Origin of the sequence: Micromonospora sp. HM134, from assembly GCF_007833915.1 — a bacterium.
GTDB classification, from domain to species: Bacteria; Actinomycetota; Actinomycetes; order Mycobacteriales; family Micromonosporaceae; genus Micromonospora; species Micromonospora wenchangensis.
The window spans coordinates 5,074,136-5,093,281 of record NZ_CP041061.1; the positions used below are offsets into that span (position 1 = coordinate 5,074,136).

Below are 19,146 nucleotides of genomic sequence, written 5' to 3' on the forward strand. Positions count from 1 at the left end.
CACGCCGCCCGTCGCGGCATCACAGCCGGCCATAGCGGTTGCCTCCGTACATCCGCAACGCGCGAGCGACGAGATGCCGATGGGTATGAAGGATGTTGAGCGGGCAGATGCCGACGGCGTTCAGTTTGGGCAGGAAGCGGGGTCCCCATCCGAGGTTGTCGGACTCCGGGAACAGTTCGGGGTTCGAACACCATACGACGAGGTGGTAACGGCCAGCCTCCAGCCGCGTGATCTCGACTCGGTCGAGAGCTTGCCAGGGAAACCAGGAGGTTCCACTGCGGCTGTAGATCTGGATTCCGGCTTTGCCTATCTCCAGCCGGGTGGGATTGCTCGCCAACTTACCGAACGCGATGGTCACGAAGATGAGAAAGGCGTCGGTCAAGCCTAGGAGGACTTTGACGAGGGCAGGGATACCCATAGCGGCGATCACGATAGCCAGGATGATGATCAGGAGTGAGTTGAGGGCAACGACGGTCCAATAGAGGCCACTGTGCGTGGCGAAGGTGGCATATTCGGCCGGCGGGTTGGCCCGGTCGGGGCGCGACACCACCCAGTCGGTTCGTTCGGGGACCGGTCCGGCTGTCAGCTCCACCTGCGGCTTCATCGCGTCGGTACTGGGTGCGGGCTGTTCCACTGGAGGGGACGGCGGTTGCGCATGGTGATGAACGTGCGGTCGCCCGCCGTTGGCGACACGTCGAAGGTCCCAGACGGCGAACCAGAGGAGTCCGAGGAAGGGGACACCGAAACACGCGTTGCCGATCACCGCGTTGCTGACGGTGTTCGGCTCCCATCCCCCGGTGACGGTGATACCGATCGCGAGGACCTCACCGAGGCAGAACAAGCTCGTCATCAGCCACAGGACACCGCGCCCAGTCCATTTCCAGATCGTCAGTCTGCGAGACCTCTTCGCAGCCGCGCTGAGGCCGGCGATGGTCTGCAGGCCGGTAGGCAGACCTGGTCGTGGCGGCGGGGCCTGGATCCACTGCCTGAGCGTCACCGCGTCTGCGGGCACGATTCGACTGCGTACGGCATCCAGCCAGGCAGCCTTGGCGCCGTCTGCGAATCCAATGACGTAGAAGGCGGAGGGTGCGATCTGCCCATGCGCCACCCCGGGCGGCGCGGCATACACCCCGAGGTGGAGAGCGAGTGGTGGTAGCCAGTCGGCGAGGACCTCCCCGGCACCGGTGCGTCCGGAAACAATGCGGTCCCATTGGTCGCGCCACGGTCTCAACCAACTTGCGACCTCGAAGTTGCACGCCAAGAGACCTTCCAGCGCGTACAGGGGAAGTTCCTTAGCTGCGGTCAGGCCGTCGGCGTAGCCGCGGCGCTGGTCATCGAGCCGCTCTTCGGTCGATAGCCCTCCGTCTGCGCGGACACGGGTAATCGTCGCCGGGGGAGGCTCGGCGGGCAGCTGCGTCGTCGGCACGACGGTCGCTCTTGCCACCACTGCCGCTCTGGGCACCGCGGGCGGAGTGACCACAACGGGAGGGACTTGAGCTCTGCGTCCGCCTGGCTCCGCCTGCCGCGCTGTGCCCCTCTGCGAGGGATGCTCGTGGGCTGGGCGGCGGCCGCGGATGTCGACCTCGGCGACGCCGAGATGGCCTTCCTTGGCGAGATGATGGCCGAGAACAAGGATGGAGTCTTCGGTGCGACGAACGACCACGCCGGGTAGTCCGATCCGATTGATCCGCCCCAGAAATTGCGGCTCTGGATCGTCCGTGTCGGCGAGTACCACTGTCAGGTCGTCCGTGAGCATGACGACCGTGTGTTCGTTGACGGCAGTCAACGCACGTATGTTCCCGGCCGGCCCGGACAGGCGCCGCTCCACGGTGAACCGGGACGAGAGTACGAGGAGATCTCCGCCATTCGCCACCACCAGCCTCGTGCTGGTCAGCCAAGTTGCCGCTGTCGCCGAGGTGGGCAGTCGGTACCTCTTCTCGTCGCCTAACTGCGGCCCGACTTTGATCAGGTGAGCCGGCGCAGCCTCGGGTGATCCTCGATCGAGGCACCAGATCGATCCGTCAGGTCTCATCAGGAGATGACTGTCGTGTGGCTTCGCTGACCCGCTGGACACCGTGGTCAGCTGTCCGGCCTTCCAACGCCCGATGCCGTTTCCTCTGGCCATGAAGACGCTGCCATCGGCAGCGGACAGTGAGCCGTTACTGCAGCCCGAGATGGGCACGGCCCAGTTGGCGCGCTTGCCTGCCAGATCCACGGCGAGGATGCCCTGCCCGAGCGTGAGCAGCGGCGTGCGACTCCCCTGGACTCCGAGACCGACGTAACGAAGGTCGTCCTGCGGGATGGGACCGATGGTGGTGACCCGGTCGTCGATCGGTCGCCCCGCAGGTTCGGTCGCCACCCTGGGCGTCGCCGTCGGGTGCTTGAGCAGTTCAGCGATCGGTGTATAGGCGCGGGCCTGGAACGATGCTGCGTCGGTGGCCAGGTCGAAGAGCTCCTGCGGTGACACGAACCCGCTGAGCATCGCCTCCCAGTGGGACTGGTCAAGCAACAGCACGTCGAGGCGTCGGCCCCTGTCGATCTCGGCTATTGCCTCAGCGGTGAAGCCCTTCATCGCCAGAAAGATGCCGGTCACGCCCGCCATACGCTGCTCGACCCGCCGCTGGAGCTTCGCGATCGGGCCCGTGCCTGTTCTTCCCCGCTCCCACTTGGCCTCCAGGATGAAGCGCCGGCCGCCGTAGGTGAAGACAACATCCAACTCGCCGAGACTCCGTTGATCCGACTTTGCCCGCAGACCAAAGGCGGAGAGGAGCTCGGCGATCATCCCGTTGAACCGCTGGCCGCGCGCCTGCTGCGTCTGCCCGGAGCTCAGTTGGCGGAGTGCGTCGTACTCGGCAACAAGCTCGCGCCATTTAGTCGGGTCCTCAAGCACCGTTACATGCTGTCGCATCACGTTCACTGGTCAACAACCACCCGGACAAAGATCCGACCGGACAGGTTGAGCAGGGGTCCGGCTCACGCCCGCATGTCGCTCGAGTCATAGCTGAAACAGTCCTGGTGCCCCTTGAGGTGGCCGCCCGTTCAGCCGCCGCCGGCTTCACCGTGATCGCTCAGCGTATGCGCGCGGTTCAGATCGGGACTCAGGAGATCCGGGCCCGCGTGGCGTCGGTCGGCGGCCACATCGCGCAGGCGCGAAGCGCGGTTGGTGCCGCCGCGGGCCAGGAGTCACCGCAGCAGACAATTGCCGTGTTGGGTTGCGCCGTGGCCACACTGGACGCGGCCACCGCCGCAGTCGCGGCCGCCATCGCCACGCTCGGCGAGCTTCAGCATCTCACCGCCGCATTGCTGCAGGGCGGGCAGCAGGGTCCAATGCTGTCCCAACTGGCGGCGATCAAGCAGGTCCTCGAACAGGTAGGGCAGCGTGGCCATGCTGCGAAGCAACTCGTCGAGGGCGCGTTGGGCGAGGCGCAGGCAGCCGGTGACGTGGGAAAACGACCACGGGTGGCGACGTACCCGGGCAGGGATCGCCGTCACCCCAGCCACCCGTGCACGTCGAAGAAACCGGTCGAAGCCTGCCGGTCCGCAACAAGCGGACGGACCCGACCACTGGGGTATTCAACGGCGAAACCATTGTCAGCCGGGACGATGACGCCTCTGTCGCGGACCTGCACCCGTATCGGGGCGGCGGGTGGCCACGCGTCCTGGTCAGCCACGTCGAGAGCCACGTCGCGGCGCGGATGCGCCGCGACGAACTCGACGAGGGTGAGCTGGTGCTGAACAACACCACATGCGGACTTCGGGATTTCGACCGGGACTGGCCGCTGACCTGCGACAAACTCCTCCCCCCGGTCCTGCCCGCCGGTGCCCGCCTGACTGTCTGGGCGACACAGGACGGCGGACGAACCTGGTGGACCAAAACCTACACAGGAACAGGTGAGAGGGTCAGGTCATGACATACCGCGTGGTGTTCGACATCTGTGAGCAGGAGCTACCTGACGCGGAGGCCGCCCGGGTGTTCCTCGACAAGCAAACGCTGATGATCGGACCACACGGCACCCGGGCGCACGCATTCTGGTTCGCGCCGAGCGGGGCTGACGACGTCCTGCGCCTCGACATCGACTACGACAACGAAAGGGCAGCGCTGCGCTGGCTGCCCGACGGCGGTCACGCGGTGGAACAGCCACCGGCCGAACCGATCGTGGTTCTGGAGTCATCTGACTCCCCTCTGGTCACCATCCCCGCCGAGTTGGCAGTGCTGTCGGTGGAAACCGCCCACCGGGCCGTCATTGAATACATCGCCACCGGTCAACGCCCATCGCTCGTCCGATGGGCAGACCACACGGCATCGCATGAGAAGTAGGGCTGCTGAGGTTGGGAGATGGTCGTGAAGCGGCAGCTGCCGTTTCCGCACACCGTCACTTCACGTTCAAGTCGACGATGACTCCCTGGTCGGCGCAGGCCGACTGCAACCCCGACAGGTGCGTTCCCAGCGGACCCATGAATGCCAGTCCCGCCATCCCGCTGTCGTCGTCCAGCCCCTGCATCTGCCACACCACGTCCACGATCGCCGTTCCGTGCTCGCGTAGCTTCTCGTACCGCGAATCCTCGAAGATCGCCCGTGCCTTCCGGTACTCGGCCTCGGTCATCTTCTTGTCGACGGCGGTGTCACCGCCGGTAGTCTTGGGGCTGCCGTCCATCTTCTTCCCGGCGGCCATCGCCTTGCACGCGGCCACCCCTGAGTCCTCGCGGATGAACTGGTCGTACACGGCGTAACCGCCGAAGCCGAGGACGACGAACACGGCCAGGGCGACGGTCGCGGCAAGGAGGATCGGATTCCCCGTCTTCCCCGCCGACGTGGGTGCCCACGCGGTGGTCCCGGCGTCCGGGTAGTCGTGCTGCTGCCCGTCGGGGCTGACCCACTGCTGCTGCGGGCTGGTGTCCTGCGGGCTGCCGGGGTACTGCGGCATGGTCACGATGACTCCTTGGTCGGATACACGGTTGATGCTGGCCGGTCGGGTCGGCCCGATGGGAGCGACGTCGGCTTGGTGACAGAGAGTGTGGCCAGCTGAGGGATGCGGCTCCACTGGTCGGGCCCGGCATGCACCAACCCGCACCCGAAGGCGAAACCGAAAAGCCACGCCATCCCGCCAGTTTTCTGCGGCTCGATGCCGCAAGCGCAAAGATCGCCAAGCTTTCGGGTAGGGGCCCGTAGGTGGTGCGGCAAATCCCGCTGCCGCCGCCGAACCCGCAGTCGCCTACTCGACAGACGCCCGCCTGAAAGGACCATCCCGCGGCCTGGCTCACCGCCAGCACACTCGGCCGGTGACGAAAGCACTCACCGCCAAACAAACCATCGGCATCACTCTCGCCGGACTATTCGGCGTGTGCTGCTGCGGCAGCGGCCTTGCCGGCGCATTCGGCGACAACAATGACACGAAGCCCGCATCGGCACCGACGGCGTCCGCAACGGTAGAGGCGCGGAAACTCGGCGATGCACTCGCCCCCGACGACACGCCAACCCCCACTCCGAGCCCCACCCGGAAGAAGACCAGCAAGCCGAAACCTGCCCTGTACTACAAGAACTGTGACGCGGTCAGGGCAGCCGGTGACGCCCCGTTGTTCGAGGGGGAGCCCGGCTACCGGCCCGGGTTGGACCGCGACGGCGACGGGGAGGCATGCGAGCCGGGCGGCGGCAACGGCGACCTGGGCGGCTACGACGACACCAACGGCGACGTGTACTACGCCAACTGCACGGCGGTACGCGCGGCGGGCGCGGCCCCGATCCGACGCGGTGACCCCGGGTACTCACGGAAACTGGACCGCGACGGCGATGGGATCGCCTGCGAGTAGCGCCGTCGGTGTGCCGGCTGGGAGGGAACCACCGTCACCTGACCCGGACCGGCCGGCCGCCGCGTCAGGGGATGGGGGGCGTGGGCTTGTCACGGCGATGCATCCCGGGCTCGGGTCCGCTGTATGCCGGGGCCGGTGTCAGTCGCCGGTTGCCTCTCGGGCAGCCCGGTGGGCGGCGACGGCGGCCTGTCGGCGGGCGCTGGCCTCCGCGATGGCCTGGGCGACCCGGTCGGGGCGGCGCAGCGGATTGTGGGGCAGCCGAGGCACGGCTGCCGGGTGGCCGCTGCCGACATCGTCCGGCACCGGTCGGGTGGCTTCGCGCCCGATCGCCCGCAGAGGGGTCGGTCCGCTCGGGGTGTCGAGGGTGGAATCGGGGCCGCCGTCGCGTGTGCGCGCAACAGCAGGGTCCGTACGGACGACGGTGGCTTCTTCCTGGGTTGTCTCGCTCCTCGTGGTTCCTCCTGGTTCCTCTGTCACCCGTTTTCCGGGGGACGTGGGGACGGTTTCCGGGGGACGTGAGGACGCATTTCGGGGGACGTCGTGCCCGGTTTCCGGGGGGCGTGGCCGATCGGGCTCCCCGGTGTCGTCCCCCGTTTCCCGGGGGACGTGAGGGGTGTCGAGGTGCAGGCGGTACCGGGCGGTGTGGGTGCCGTCGCGCCGCAGGGACGCCTTCCGGTCGGTGCTGATCGCTCCTGCGGCGGCCAGGGGGCCGATGGCCCGTTCGACGGCTTTGATGTCGGCGCGGGTGAGCGGTCCGCTCCTGCCCCGGCCGAGGGCGAACTCGGCGAGGGCGTGGTGGCCCCGACCGAACCAGGGGCGGGCGTCGTCGTCTCTGGATACGGCGGCCATGTAGGCGAGTAGTTGCATCGAGGTGGCAGGTACCTTGCCGGCGTACAGGGCGTACGCGGTGAGGACGTTGCTGGAACCCACAGAAGCCGCTCCTGATCTGTCGCGCGGACAAGACGGTGCCGAGCCGAACGGCGGGACAACGCCGCCCGGCTCGGTGGTCAGGGGTCATGCGCTATTACCGGCGCGCGGTTCATGCCTCCCGCATGAATGCCGATGCCACGCTCTGGATGCACATTGCACATTGCACATTGCGTGCGTCTTGGCCTACTGGTTTCGCCCGGGCCGCACGGAGGGCTGACCGCCCAGGCCGGATCGGATGCGGGCTGGCATATCGCCGGTCAGTGGTCCCGGGCAGTCGGACCATCTGTCCTACAGAGACGGCGGTCGCACTGGACGAAGTGCTTGGCCACGTGTTATATCGGCCATTGGCGGAGTTCGACGCGGCGGGCACGTACGCGGTGTTCCACTACGACGACGAGACCGCTGGCGAGGCGATCGAGGACCTCGATCCCGGAGAACTCGTGGCCGACGTCAACGGCAGGTCAGGCGACCTCGGCGGTGACCGGCTCCATCCCGACCGCTGGGTGCCGGACCTGGCCAGGTCGGCGTTCGTCGCCACGCAGGTGCGGCCCGCCGCGCTCCAGCCGCTGATCACCGCCACGACCGACGACGACCGGGCCGTGGTGTGGGGCAGGGACATCGGCCAGGCGCTGAAGGCCGGCTCGCTGAGTCTCGACGAGCTCAGCCCCGACGGCTACCGGCAGTATCCCCATCTGCTCCTGCGGCCACGGACGGACGGCTCGCTGCTGGACGCGATGCGCGCGGCGACGTGGACGATGAGCGCTCCGGACGGCCTGTGCGACATCGGTGCCAGCCTCGTGCGGCACGGGTACGTCACGTCCGAGGTGAGTGTGGTCGACACCCGCTGGGAACCGACCCTGGACCAGATCGGCGACGACGCGTTACGACGACACCTGCACGGGCTGTGCCTCGACGCCCGCTGGGCGCGGATCGCCGGCGCGCACTTCCTCGGCCCCGGTGAATGCCCAGGTCCCCAGATGTGGATACTGCCGTCGCCGGTGGCGAATACGATCGTGCGGTCGTGCGATGCCCAGGCGACCCACCTCACCGGTGTGCCCTGACTACCGATCACGTGCCGGGTTTCGCTGGTTGTCACGTCCCACCCGGACGATCTGGTCATTCCCTCACTTCGCTCCGTCACCATGTCGAGCTTGGCGAGCTCGGGGGACGACACGTATGGCCTCCGCGTCGATGTCAGCCCCTCTGGGTAACCTGTGATCATCGCTCGTTACGAGCCAAAGTGATGAATCGGGCAAACAGAGGGTGATGGTGAGCGCAGTCGAGCAGGTGTTTCTGGAGCGCGACGCGGTCTTTCCAGTGAGTCACGGCGAGGTGTTCACCAGGCGATGGGTCGTCGATGTGCTGCTCGACCTGACGGGCTACACGGTTGATCGCGACCTCGGCGTCCTCTACCTCATCGAACCGTCCTGTGGTTCGGGGGCATTTCTCGGGCCCGCCGTCGAGCGTCTGATCGCCTCCGCGAGCTCCCACGGGCGAGACCTGGCGACGCTGGCTGATGCGATCCGTGCCTATGACCTCCAGCCCGAGCACGTTCGTGCGTCGCGGGCTCTATGCCGGGATCTCCTCGTTGCCGCAGGCGCAGCACAGCCGACCGCGACGTCGCTGGCCGCGACCTGGGTCCGGCGCGCTGACTTCCTGCTCGACGATGTAGGGGACCGCAAGGCTGATGTCGCGATCGGCAACCCGCCCTACATCCGCTACGACGACCTCGACGACGTGACCGCCGCCGCGTACCGCCGGACCTGGTCCACGATGCGCGGCCGTGGGGACATCTACGTCGGCTTCATCGAACGCTGCCTCGCCATGCTCAAGCCAGAGGGCCGCCTCGGCTTCATCTGCGCCGACAGGTGGATGCGCAACCAGTACGGTGCTGCGTTGCGTGAGCTCGTCGCGGCGCGCTACTCGGTCGAGCACATCTGGACGATGCACGACGCCGATGCGTTCGAGGCCCAGGTGTCCGCCTACCCGGCGATCACCGTCCTCGCGAACAGGCCGCAGGGCCCTGCGGTCGTCGCGGACACCACCGCGGACTTCGGAGCGGCGCAGGCGTTCGCGCTCGCGAAGGCCGCCTCGGACAGTTGGTTTCATGACTTTCTCGACGTCGGTGTCAAGGCGCACCGACTGCCGCACTGGTTCGACAGCGGTTCCTTGTGGCCGACCGGATCCCCGGCCAGACTCGCCCTGATCGAGCTACTCAACGACCGGTTCGGCCCGCTCCATGACCCGGATACCGGCACCAGGGTGTCTATCGGGATCGCGACCGGCGCGGACAAGGCGTACGTCACCAAGGATCGCGATGCCGTCGAGCGGGATCGGATGCTCCCGCTCTCGATGCGGCAGGACCTGAGGACCGGCTCGTTCGTGTGGCAGGGCAACTACCTGGTGAACCCGTGGGACACCGACGGCCGGCTGGTCGATCTCGCCGACTACCCTCGGATGGCCGCGTACCTCAGAAAGCACCCGGGCCTGAAGGACCGTTTCGTCGCCAAGAAGGCACCGGGCTCCTGGTACCGGACCATCGACAAGGTGAACCCTGCGGTCACGGGCAGGCCGAAGCTGCTGATCCAGGACATGAAGACCAGCATCCATCCCGTCCTGGAAAAAGGTGGCTATTACCCGCACCACAACCTCTACTACGTCGTCTCCGACGCCTGGGATATGGAGGTGCTCGGAGGGTTGCTGCTCTCCCGGGTCGCGCAGGCGTTCATCGAGGCCTACTGCGTGCGGATGCGCGGGGGAACCCTCCGGTTCCAGGCGCAGTACCTCAAGCAGATCCGCGTGCCGGCACCCGACGCGATCCCCGGTGATATCGCCGACGCGCTCCGTGACGCGTTCCGCAGGCGGGACGTCCTTGCGGCCACGGAGGCCGCGGCCAGGGCCTACGACATCGACCTCTCCAGCTACGAGCTCACCGAAGGACTCTGACCCATGGCCCGTGATGTGCAGCCGCTGCTAGAGAATTGGTGGAAGGCGAAGAACGCCGCCGTCGCCAAGCTCGCCGCCGACGGAAAGTCGAACACCGGGGCCCAGGCCCGGAACGCCAGGCACATGCAGAGCATCGCAGCGTTCGTCCAACAGATGTTCATCGACGCAGGGCTCCCCGAGCACGAGGTGACTATCGACAGCGTCGTCCCCGGCTACTTCCGCCGGTCGAAAAATTGGGACGTCGTGGCGATGCACAAAGGCCACCTAGTGGGCGTCGTCGAGCTGAAGTCGCAGGCGTCGAGCCCGGGCAACAACGCGAACAACCGCATCGAGGAGGCCATCGGCAGCGCCGTCGACGCCAAGACCGTCCAAGAGATGACCAAGGCCTTCGGTACGCTCGGGGTCTGGTCCGCCTGGTGCATCACGTTCAACCGCGACTGCGAGACCGGCGTGCCGATCAAGCCCGTTCCACCAAGGCAGCTACGCGTGCCGGCGATCGACCCCGCGTTCCAGCACATGACCTATGCGACCCAGTACGCCACCGCCATCGAGCGGTTCATCTCGCAGAAGGTCTACGACGCCGGCTGGATGGTCGTCACCTGGGTCAATGCCGACCAGACCGTCGGATACGACGAACCGATCCCGACGGCCACTGCAGAAACCTTATGGACGCAGATCGAGGCTCGCGTCAGGTTCGCCAAGCAGGCTCTGCGTAACGCTTAAAGACCGGCGAGTTGGCTCTCACCGTGCCGGTCAGGGCTGCCGACGACACCCGTTGTTCGAGCGGGAAGCTACCAACCAGAACGGCGACAGGGAAGGCAGGCGAGCCGGGCGGCTACACCGAGTAAAGGTCTGACTTTCAGCCGAGTCGGCGATGCGACCACCATCTTCGCCTTGGAATAGCCGCCTGGTCGCGACGGTGCCGCACCGCCTGGGTCAGCGCGCCGACTGCCCCTTCGAGCGCGGTATCGGCGGCCTGCCGGCCGTCGGCTGCGGCTGCTGCCGGTACAGGTTGTCCGCCGCGTACGCGGACATCGCCACCATCCCCACGACGCCGAGGTCTGCCGCAGCGGTGGTGATGGAACGCTTCCACCACTCGAAGGCCATCACCGCGCCGTGCGAGACCCGAGCTGTGCCGGCCGGCGTGATACTCGAGGAGGGCACCCCCGAGCGCGGTCAACCGCGCTGCCACGAGTTCCACTGCGGGTGATGCGTCGCCATCGCCAATCGGAGATCGATCACAGCGGCGATCAGCTCGGCCGCCACCGTCTCGATCTTCTCGTCCGTGGCGGCCCGGTCGGCCCTGCCTTGCTGCCGTCGGCTGGCTCGCTGATTCCACCGGATACCGGCCAGCGTGAGTACCCCGCCGACGAACGGACCAACAAACAGCGTGAGAACCTCTTGCATAGCGTCGACTCTGGCGCATCCGCGTCGGCGCTACCCCGCCAGAAGTACGGAGATCACAGACCCCCGTTGTCTGCTACTCCCCCATGGTCCACGCCACCAGGCAACTCATCCTCGCCTCGCTCGGATAGACGGCAGCACCGTCATCCGCAGGACGCCGCCGCCAACGACCTGCTGCTGACGGTGCAGCCGGGGTGGATGCCGGCGGACCGTCGAGGTCAGGCCACAGGAGCGTCGAGGTAGGCAAGCATCGCCTCCTGGCTGCGCGGCAGGCCGTAGTCGCCGACGAGCGACGCGAAGTTGCCGAATGACACGCCGTCGATCAGCCACGCCCCGGGCGAATGGGCCAGGACCTCGACGAGCCGCCGTTGCCGGGATGCCAACGCAGCCCGGGGCACCCCGGCGGGCAGCCGTCCGCTGGGGAAGGCCAGGCGCAGCGCCTCGGCCGCCACCGGCAACGCCTGTTCACCGGCGGCGACGGACAGCCGGTCGAGCAGCGCGTCGAGTGCCTGATCGGTGTGCCGGGGGCCGAGCAGGCGCAGGGACATCCCCGCGTACCCGTTGAGGTCGCCGTCGAGGAAAGGCACCTCGGCCCCGCCGGTGGCCGGCCGGTTGTCCGGCTCGGCGGCGGCGGTCCAGGCGAGCAGTTCGTCGACCGTCGCCTCGTCGGCGTCGACGCCGAGCACCCGGGCCCGGCCGATCGCGGCGGCCCAGCGGATCACCGGCCGCGGATCGGACAGCAGCGCGGCGTCGGGCGCGGCCCCGAGCAACCCGGCCGCCACCAGGGCGGTCGCCGCCTCCCCTCGTGCACCTCCATTGCGGCCTCGGCTGCCGCGACGAGCGCGGGGACGCTGCCGGCCGCGTCCTGCGGAAACCAGGCCAGCGCGTACGCCGCACCGGCGCGCAACCCCGGGTCGGCGTCGGTGAGCAGGTCACGGAAAAGCGGCACGCCGGCCCGCACCGCGTCGTAGACGGCCAGCTCGATGTACGCCCACAGCCGCTGTTGGTCCGCCTCGTCGAGCGACTCCACGTACGTGTACTCGACGTACTCCTTGCGGGTCTCGTCGTCGCCGTGCCACGGGGGCGGTTTGGCGGCGAGTAGTTCCCGCCCGCCGTCGGCCGCCCGACGCAGCTCGACCACCGGGACGCCCTGCGGTAGCCACCTCGCGTCGTGGCCCACCGCAAGCACCGTCACCAGGTACAGCACCAGTTCCCGGTCGGGGGTGGCCGGGTCGGCGAGCAGCTCCAGCAGGAACGGCACGGCGTAGGCCGACGCCTCGTAGCGGGTGCCCTGGTGGAAGATGCTGGCGTAGAGCGCACCGAAGGCAGTGTGGCGCTCGTCCTCGTCGGGCGAGCGCAGGGCGCGGAGCAGGCCGGGCACGTCGCCGGCCGAGCCGTAGGCGTGACCGAGCCGTACCCAGTCGATGTCGTCGATCCCGTCGAACACGCGCCCATCCTCGCGCACCACACCGACGATCCCGCCGGACGGGTTGGCACAGGGCAGCGGCGACCCGGCCGCCGGACTCGGGCCCGTGCTGCCCCGCGCGACCGGGACACCGTGCGGGGCAACGAACATCTTGTCGGCGGTGCCCTCACGCTGCGCCTGCAGGGTCTCGGCAGTTGGTCCAGGGCGCAGAACGCCGGACACCGGCGGTCCAGGCCGAGGGATGCCTCGAGGTGATCTGCCTACGCGGCAGCCAGCCGACCCCCGGAGCCCTCGGAATCGGCCTGGATGAAACCTGCATGGGTCTGCCGGCTCAGCATCGCGCCCCAAGCCGGGGGTGACCGACGAGGGGCGCGATGACCACATTGCTGAGGCGGATGGGGTGACGTGGCGGCCGCGAGCCGTGTCAGGTGGCTGCTATGGCCTCGGGTGGGAGGCGCGTTCTTCGGCGGCGGCGATGACCTTGTCGCGGCGGGCTGGGGTGAGGGCGGCGAGGAGGTCGATGTACTGCTGTTCCTGCGCGGTGATCGGTTCGGCGAACGCCTCCCGGTAGGCCTGTCGGGCTGCTTCGTGGGTGGCTTCGATGGGTCCGTGCCGGTCGTAGGGCGGGGCGAGGTCGCGCAGCTGCTGCGCTGCGGTGATGGGGTCGGTGGACAGGGTGGTGTCGTGGATGCGGAAGGTGGCCGGGAGGTCGGCGGCGGTGATCGCGGTGAGCAGGCACAGGTTGGCTTGGATGTGGTGGGCGAACGCCTCGTTGCGGTGGGGCGTTTCGCCGCGGGCACGCACTGCGGCGCGGCCGGCCTGCCAGTCCAGGCGGGTCTCTTCGGCCCGTTTGGCGAGGGCGAGCAGCATGCTGCGGGTGGGGTCCACGGGTGTTCTCCTGTCGTGTGGGTTGTGCCGGGAGGGGTTGGGTTATGCCTGGTCGAACGTGGAGGGGGGCAGTCCGGCCTGGAGGGTCTGCAGGAGCAGGTCGGCGAGTTCGTAGTTGGGGTTGATCTGGAGGGCGCGTTCGACGGCGATGAGGGCCAGGGCGCCGTTGCCGTTGCGCCAGGCGGTGAGGGCCAGGACGGTGGCGGGTGCCGGGACGAGGGGTTCGTCGGCGCGGCGGGTGGCGTCGACCCAGAAGGTGATGTGGTGCTCCTCCGGTTCGGTGAGGTCCACGGCGGCGTCCCGTACCGGGGTTTGCGTCAGGAGCAGGGTGAGCCACGCCATGTCGGTGTCGGAGAGTCGTTTGCCGTCGTCGTGTCGGCGTAGGGCGTAGCGGATGGTGTCCGTGCCGGCCCGTTCGAGGGCGGTGTTCCCGGCGGCGAGCAGGGTGATGAGGCGGGGGGCCGCTTCGACGGTGGCGAGGTGCATGGCGTCGCGGGCGGTGCCGGTGACGGGGGTGATGCGGGCGGCCAGGGCTGCCCGGTTCGGGAGGGCGACCTGCCCGGCGGCGGTTGCCTGCACGGCGACGAGGCTGGTGGTGGGGTCGAAGAGGGTTCCCTCGGGTGGGCAGCAGGTGGGGTCGCCGCAGGTGTGGCTGGTGATCCGGGTGCCGGTGACGCACAGCAGGTGGCGGACGGTGATCCCGCTGGCGGTGAACGCCTGGTCGTAGAGGCGCAGGGCCGGGTCGATGCGGTCGACGGGTCCGTAGCCGATGATCACGGTGTCGGTGATGTGGTGCTGCCGGTTGATGACCGCTGCCAGGTGGGCGGCGTGGTCGAGGAACTCCTGTGCTGCGGCGTCGGCGGCGGGAAGGTCCCCTCGGGCGGCGAAGACGATGCGGTGTTCCCGCATGGCGATGACGACGGCGCTGCCGTCGTCGGGGCGGAAGCCGAGCAGGTACGGCACTGCGGTGGCCAGATCGCTGGAGGAACGGACGGTGAGTTTCTTGTCGGGGAACGACATGGTGCTTGTCCTTGTCTGTGTTGGTGGGAGAAGCCGCAGCCGGGGAGAGCGGGGTTGCCCCTGGCGCTGCGGTGGTGCAGGTCGGGCCGGGACGCGTTCGGCGGTGTCACCAGGTGCGGTGACACCGCCGTACGGCGCGGGATGAGGCGAGGCCGGCAGCGGCTCACCGGGGGTGGGCCGCCGTGGCGAGGGGCCCGTGGTGTGGGCAGCCGACAGGGGTGCTATCCCCCGGGGTGGGCCCTCTGGTGCCGCGTCCGGTGCTGTCAGCCCTGGTCGGTGGACGCTTCGGTGCCGGGGGTGCGGTCGTCGAGGACACGGACGGTGGTGCTGAGCTTGATCGGGAGGTCCTTGTCGCCCTTGAGGAAGGGTTGGATGTCGACCGGGCGGCGCAGGCTTCGGCCGGGGCCGTACGCCTGTTGACGTTCGTGGCCGGAGACCCAGAACCGGTGGTCGGGCTTGGCCCGGATACGCAGGCCGGCGGGGGTGGGTGGCTCCGGTGCGGTGGTGGGGTGCGGTGCGATCCGCACGATCCGCACGTCGGGGGCCGGTCGCCGTTGGCGTTGGTACGCCCTGGTGGTGCCCTTGGGGAGCTTCGCCGCGACGGTGTCGGTCAGTTGTTGGTGGATCAGCAGCCAGGTGGTGATGAGCGGGCCGAGGGGGTGGTGTCCGTCGAGGGTGGCGCGGCGGGTGAGGTGTTCGGTGTGGACGGGGGCCAGCCAGCCGATCTCGTGGCGTAGTGCGGGCATCAGGTCGTCGTCGAGGGCGGTGCCGATGCTGCGGTAGCCGGTGAGTTGCCAGCCGTCGCGGTGGGGTGTCCAGGACGCGGCAGCGAGGTGACCGGTGACGCCGATGGGGGTGGGCCAGGCGATGAGGCCGGCGGGTGAGGCGACGAGGTCGTCGGTGACCGTCGCCGGTGGCTGTGTGGTGGTGACGTCGGCGATGTGGTCGGTGAAGTCCTGGTTGATCCAGTAGAGGGGGGCGAGGTCGAGTTGGTCGGCGAGGGTGCGGCGGTGGCCGGGCTCGTGCAGGGGTGCGGGGAGGTGGTCGGGGCCGCGCAGGAGCCGGGTGAGCCGGTCGCGGATCTTCGGGAGCATGTCGGCGGTGATCCGGGCCGGCGGCCAGTCGGTGGCGGTCAGCAGCGTCCGGTGTTCCCTGCCGAGCAGGATGCACCGGTGCAGGGTGCGCAGGATGAGGTACTCGTCGCTGTGGGGTGGCCACTGCATGCGGGCGGCGCAGTGCGCGGTGAGAGCGTCGACGTCGTCGGATTCGATGTGGTGGGCGCACCGGTAGCAGACGTGCCACTGGTCGTTGTAGGTCTCGACCGCGCCCGCAGCGGCGATCTGGATGAGACCGGTGTGGTAGTTCCACACCGGTGGGGCGCCGGTGCAGGTGTGGCAGCGGTCGAACACGTCCGGCAGCTGGCGGGCGTCGACGGGGACGACGGCGTGCCGGCCCTCGGCGACAGGATGCCGGTACACGGTGCGGCCCTCGTGCGTGGACTCGGTCAGCACCAGGTGGCAGGTCGCGCAGGCGGTGCGGGAGGTGAGGTTCATTCGACGCTCCCGGACCGGTCGCGGCGCAGGTCACGGGGGCGTGGTCCCCGACGGTGTCCCTGCTCGGGCATGACCATGCCGGGCGTGTAGAGCAGGTGCCGGTCGCCGCCGTGGTGTTTGGCCTGGTACATGGCGGTGTCCGCCCGGTGCAGCGGCCCGTCCTCCAGCCGGTCGGTGCTGGCCGTGATCGTCATGCCGACGCTGGCGGTGACGGTCACCGTGACCGGGCCGTTGTCGGCCTGGATCGTGACCGGTGCGGCGATCGCCGTGGTGATCTGGTCGGCGAGGTCGTCGAGGCGGTGGTGGCGCAGGGGCAGGATGGCGGCGAACTCGTCGCCGGACAGGCGGGCGGCGGTGCCGTCGGCGGCGTCGGCGAGGTGTCCGAGCCGGTCGGCGATTTCCATGAGCAGGTCGTCGCCGGCGTCGTGGCCGTGGGCGTCGTTGACCTCCTTGAACCGGTCGAGGTCGAGGAGGATGACGATGAGCGGTCGCGGTGGGCCGGCTGCGACGGCGGTGTGGGCGGTGCGCAGGCCGATGCGGTTGAGCAGACCGGTGAGCGGGTCGTGGGTCAGCTGCCAGGCCGCGTCGGCCAGTTCGGCGCGTAGCCGCTCGACGGTCCGCCGGGTCGCCAGGTAGCCGGCAGCGGTCCCGAGGGTGACGGCCACGGGGATCGCGATCACGAGGAGTGTGGTGGACACGGGTTCCTCCCATCATGGGAAGGACCCGGGACGTACTCCGTGGGCAGGTGGAGTGTCCCGGGTCCTGAACGACGACGGCCCGCCTGCTGGCGGGCCGTATTTTTCGGTGGCCGCCGCAGCGGGGCCGGCGTGGTGAGGTCGACCGATCAGTCGGGCTCGGGGAGGGAGCCGTCGAGGCTCCAGGTGGCGCCGACGTGGGCCGGCCAGCGACCGCAGTGGCCGTCGTCGCCGGGATGCGCTGGCCGGTAGGGGTCGTCGGTGCGTGCGCGCCGGCCGATGAGCCGGTCGGGTCTGGCGGGGCTGCCCGCCGGCCGGGAGGCGTGGCGTTCGGAGCGCAGGGTGACCAGGTCGACGTGGGAGGCGTAGGGCACGTAGACGCCGTGCAGGACGGTGCCGCCGAGCCGGTCGCAGCACGGCACCGACACCGGGTACCAGCCGCTACGTTCGACGGTGACGAGGTGACCGCAGTTCAGCCACAGGTCGAACACCCGCACCGGGTGCGTCACCTCACCGTTCGGCTGCTCACGCACGACGGTCCCGCCGCAGCTGCTGCTCGACGCCGGCGGCGGTGAGCGGAGCACCGGTGAGCCGGGTCGGGGTGTCGATGGGTTTCCAGCCGACGAACTCGCACGCCAGCCAGGTGGTGTCACCGCGGGCGGTGACCGCGACGACGTCTCCGGTGGACAACGATCGCAGCCGTAGCAGCCGGTAGGTGCAGGCGATGAGGAAGTCGGCTTCACCGTGCGGTGCCGCCCGGTTGGCTTCCAGGGTGTCGAGGTCGACGTTGAACAGTGTGTAGATCCAGTCGGCGGTGTGCTGCGGGGTGGCGGTGTCGGGCAGATGCCGCCAGTGGGAGATGACCTGGGTGAGTGTGTGGCCCGGCTGGTAGGGCAGGAAACGACCGTCGGTGTTGTGGTAGACGGCGATGACGTGCAGCGTCATGGCAGGACTCCGTTGCGGGTTCAGGGGTGCGATGCCGGGCCGGCGGGGGTGCCGGTGTCGTCCGGTCTCAGCGGGGGCGGTCCGGTCGGGCGGACACGCAGGATCTGTTCGGGCAGCACCAGCGCGGCGGGCTGACCGGTGATGGGGTTGATGATCGGCTGGTAGTCGGTGGCCCAGAGCAGGTGCCACCGCTCGGCGGGGGCTGCCGCCCGGCTGCCGGTGGGGTCACCGTGGGAGGTGACGCCGAGGTCGGCCAGGTGCGCGGCGGGGTCGCTGGCGCGGTGGTGGGGTAACCGGCCGGCCAGCATCGGGCAGCTGCGGGCGGAGTAGTCGGCGCAGACGGGGTGCATACCCGGTTCGGGGCTGACGAGCAGCTTCAGGTCGCTGTCGCGCATCGCGAAGACGATCCGTGCAGGGTCGAGTGGACCGCCGCAGGTCTGGCAGAGTCGATCGCGCAATGCGCGGCGGTGCCGGTGGTAGTCGACGGCACCGAAGCGGTACCGACCGTCGGGCATGCGGACCGTGATCCACGGCACCGCGAGGCCACCCACCAGCGGGCGGGACGCCAGGAGCGCCGGAACGTCGGGCGCGATCATGCCGGCACCGTCGGGAGGGACCCGGGACCGGCGGCCGTAGGGCACGTCCGGTGGATCGACCGCCGCCGGCAGCTGCCGGTGTCCGGGTCTGGGTATGAGTGGTTGGCCGAGGTGGCCCGCAGCGGGCCGCAGGGGTGTGGCATCGGAATCCTCCGCAGGGGTGGGAATCCGGGCACGACGGTCGGCCGTGCCCGGACGGTGCGCGGGATTGCGCGGTCGGCCGGGCACGGCCGGTGGAACAACAGGGAACGGCGTGACCGGTCCCGGGGCTGCGCCGGGGTGTTACGCAGTCGTGGTCCGCAGCACCGTGTGGGCGTCCTTGAGGTGGCCGGCGAGGGCCTCACCGACCGCACCCGCCGTGGTCAGACGTGCGGTCAGCGCCTGCACGGTGGTGGCGGGCATCCGGGCGAGGCCGCGGAAGCTGCGGTTGTCGGCGTGCCGGGCGGTGTGCTGGATGATCTGGGTGAGGTGGGCCTGGATGAGGTTGAGACCACACAGCAGCCGCCCCAACTCGGTCGTGTCGTGAGTTGCGGCGGCGTACGTCATGGTCTCCCCGACCTGCTCGAGGGCCATGAGAATCACGTACGTGGCGGTGACGGTCGTGGCCGGCCCCAACGGCGCTTCCCCGCCGAACAGGTCGGCGAGCTGACCGATGACGGTGCTGTTGTCGTCGGTCAGACGCAGTGCGTCGGGCAGGGTGGCGAACCAGTCGATGTCGTCCAGGTACCAGGTGTGCTGGAGCATGTCGTCCTCCGTAAGGCAGCACGAAACGGCGAGCACCGGGCGGTGAACGCCTGAGGATGGGTGGAAAACGCTGCTCGCGATCTACAACGCGAGAGGTGCAGCGTGGGATGAACGCCAGATCCGAAACCGACGACGGCGGCCGACCGAACAGGGTGGGCGCGATGCCGTCGCGGAAGGCATCAGATCAGTGG

At 69.1% G+C, this 19,146-nt stretch carries 20 protein-coding genes and 1 pseudogene; 7 read left to right on the plus strand and 14 right to left on the minus strand.

Annotation, left to right across the window (positions count from 1 at the left end):
- Positions 1 to 19 precede the first annotated feature (19 nt).
- Positions 20 to 2,890: a restriction endonuclease gene (locus tag FJK98_RS21745; protein ID WP_168222536.1), complete on the minus strand. Its 2,871-nt coding sequence runs from the start codon at positions 2,888 to 2,890 to the stop codon at positions 20 to 22.
- Positions 2,891 to 3,075: 185 nt separating this feature from the next.
- Here FJK98_RS21745 and FJK98_RS34850 point away from each other — a divergent pair.
- From FJK98_RS34850 to FJK98_RS21760, 3 genes and pseudogenes are all read left to right on the plus strand, one after another.
- A pseudogene (locus FJK98_RS34850) lies at positions 3,076 to 3,381 on the plus strand (DUF6244 family protein); the annotation flags it as partial.
- Positions 3,382 to 3,503: 122 nt separating this feature from the next.
- The gene (locus FJK98_RS21755; RefSeq protein ID WP_145920667.1) at positions 3,504 to 3,911 is read left to right on the plus strand and encodes a DddA-like double-stranded DNA deaminase toxin; all 408 of its coding nucleotides are present in this window, start codon (positions 3,504 to 3,506) and stop codon (positions 3,909 to 3,911) included.
- Complete coding sequence (locus FJK98_RS21760; RefSeq protein ID WP_145920668.1) at positions 3,908 to 4,318, plus strand: Imm1 family immunity protein; 411 nt, start codon at positions 3,908 to 3,910, stop codon at positions 4,316 to 4,318. The genes FJK98_RS21755 and FJK98_RS21760 overlap by 4 nt, the downstream gene beginning before the upstream one ends.
- Positions 4,319 to 4,373: 55 nt before the next feature.
- Here FJK98_RS21760 and FJK98_RS21765 read toward each other — a convergent pair whose 3' ends face one another.
- Complete coding sequence (locus tag FJK98_RS21765) at positions 4,374 to 4,931, minus strand: hypothetical protein (protein ID WP_145920669.1); 558 nt, start codon at positions 4,929 to 4,931, stop codon at positions 4,374 to 4,376.
- A 349-nt stretch (positions 4,932 to 5,280) separates the two neighbouring features.
- Between FJK98_RS21765 and FJK98_RS33690 the strand changes: the two genes are divergently transcribed.
- The 4 genes from FJK98_RS33690 to FJK98_RS21785 all read left to right on the plus strand — a co-directional run bounded on the left by FJK98_RS33690 (position 5,281) and on the right by FJK98_RS21785 (position 10,407).
- On the plus strand, positions 5,281 to 5,808 hold the full coding sequence (locus FJK98_RS33690) for an excalibur calcium-binding domain-containing protein (RefSeq protein WP_240762240.1): 528 nt from the start codon (positions 5,281 to 5,283) through the stop codon (positions 5,806 to 5,808).
- 1,247 nt (positions 5,809 to 7,055) lie between these two features.
- Positions 7,056 to 7,799, plus strand: a complete 744-nt coding sequence (locus FJK98_RS21775; protein ID WP_145920670.1) for a hypothetical protein — start codon at positions 7,056 to 7,058, stop codon at positions 7,797 to 7,799.
- Positions 7,800 to 8,007: 208 nt separating this feature from the next.
- On the plus strand, positions 8,008 to 9,684 hold the full coding sequence (locus FJK98_RS21780) for a class I SAM-dependent DNA methyltransferase (RefSeq protein WP_145920671.1): 1,677 nt from the start codon (positions 8,008 to 8,010) through the stop codon (positions 9,682 to 9,684).
- A gap of 3 nt (positions 9,685 to 9,687) precedes the next feature.
- Positions 9,688 to 10,407, plus strand: coding sequence for a PaeR7I family type II restriction endonuclease (locus FJK98_RS21785; RefSeq protein WP_145920672.1), 720 nt, complete (start codon positions 9,688 to 9,690; stop codon positions 10,405 to 10,407).
- A 213-nt stretch (positions 10,408 to 10,620) separates the two neighbouring features.
- Here the strand turns inward: FJK98_RS21785 and FJK98_RS33330 are convergent, their stop codons facing one another.
- The 12 genes from FJK98_RS33330 to FJK98_RS21840 form a co-directional block, all read right to left on the minus strand.
- Positions 10,621 to 10,794: a hypothetical protein gene (locus FJK98_RS33330; RefSeq protein ID WP_168222537.1), complete on the minus strand. Its 174-nt coding sequence runs from the start codon at positions 10,792 to 10,794 to the stop codon at positions 10,621 to 10,623.
- Between the two features lie 66 nt (positions 10,795 to 10,860).
- Complete coding sequence (locus FJK98_RS21790) at positions 10,861 to 11,091, minus strand: hypothetical protein (protein WP_145920673.1); 231 nt, start codon at positions 11,089 to 11,091, stop codon at positions 10,861 to 10,863.
- 215 nt (positions 11,092 to 11,306) lie between these two features.
- Positions 11,307 to 11,810, minus strand: a complete 504-nt coding sequence (locus tag FJK98_RS21795; RefSeq protein WP_168222538.1) for a hypothetical protein — start codon at positions 11,808 to 11,810, stop codon at positions 11,307 to 11,309.
- Complete coding sequence (locus tag FJK98_RS21800; RefSeq protein WP_145920675.1) at positions 11,807 to 12,535, minus strand: hypothetical protein; 729 nt, start codon at positions 12,533 to 12,535, stop codon at positions 11,807 to 11,809. The genes FJK98_RS21795 and FJK98_RS21800 overlap by 4 nt, the downstream gene beginning before the upstream one ends.
- Before the next feature lie 414 nt (positions 12,536 to 12,949).
- Complete coding sequence (locus FJK98_RS21805; RefSeq protein WP_145920676.1) at positions 12,950 to 13,402, minus strand: hypothetical protein; 453 nt, start codon at positions 13,400 to 13,402, stop codon at positions 12,950 to 12,952.
- A gap of 42 nt (positions 13,403 to 13,444) precedes the next feature.
- Entirely contained in the window at positions 13,445 to 14,422 is a 978-nt protein-coding gene (locus FJK98_RS21810; RefSeq protein ID WP_145920677.1) for a DUF4192 domain-containing protein, read from the minus strand.
- Positions 14,423 to 14,685: 263 nt separating this feature from the next.
- A complete protein-coding gene (locus tag FJK98_RS21815; protein WP_145920678.1) occupies positions 14,686 to 15,975 on the minus strand; it encodes a hypothetical protein in 1,290 nt (429 codons plus the stop codon).
- A complete protein-coding gene (locus FJK98_RS21820; RefSeq protein WP_145920679.1) occupies positions 15,972 to 16,673 on the minus strand; it encodes a GGDEF domain-containing protein in 702 nt (233 codons plus the stop codon). The genes FJK98_RS21815 and FJK98_RS21820 overlap by 4 nt, the downstream gene beginning before the upstream one ends.
- A gap of 146 nt (positions 16,674 to 16,819) precedes the next feature.
- Complete coding sequence (locus FJK98_RS21825; RefSeq protein ID WP_145920680.1) at positions 16,820 to 17,203, minus strand: hypothetical protein; 384 nt, start codon at positions 17,201 to 17,203, stop codon at positions 16,820 to 16,822.
- Positions 17,196 to 17,615 carry a hypothetical protein gene (locus tag FJK98_RS21830; protein ID WP_145920681.1) on the minus strand — a complete coding sequence of 140 codons (420 nt, stop codon included), beginning with the start codon at positions 17,613 to 17,615 and terminating at the stop codon, positions 17,196 to 17,198. The genes FJK98_RS21825 and FJK98_RS21830 overlap by 8 nt, the downstream gene beginning before the upstream one ends.
- A 20-nt stretch (positions 17,616 to 17,635) precedes the next feature.
- Positions 17,636 to 18,211 carry a hypothetical protein gene (locus FJK98_RS21835; RefSeq protein WP_145920682.1) on the minus strand — a complete coding sequence of 192 codons (576 nt, stop codon included), beginning with the start codon at positions 18,209 to 18,211 and terminating at the stop codon, positions 17,636 to 17,638.
- A gap of 282 nt (positions 18,212 to 18,493) precedes the next feature.
- Positions 18,494 to 18,955 carry a hypothetical protein gene (locus FJK98_RS21840; RefSeq protein ID WP_145920683.1) on the minus strand — a complete coding sequence of 154 codons (462 nt, stop codon included), beginning with the start codon at positions 18,953 to 18,955 and terminating at the stop codon, positions 18,494 to 18,496.
- Between the last annotated feature and the right edge of the window lie 191 nt (positions 18,956 to 19,146).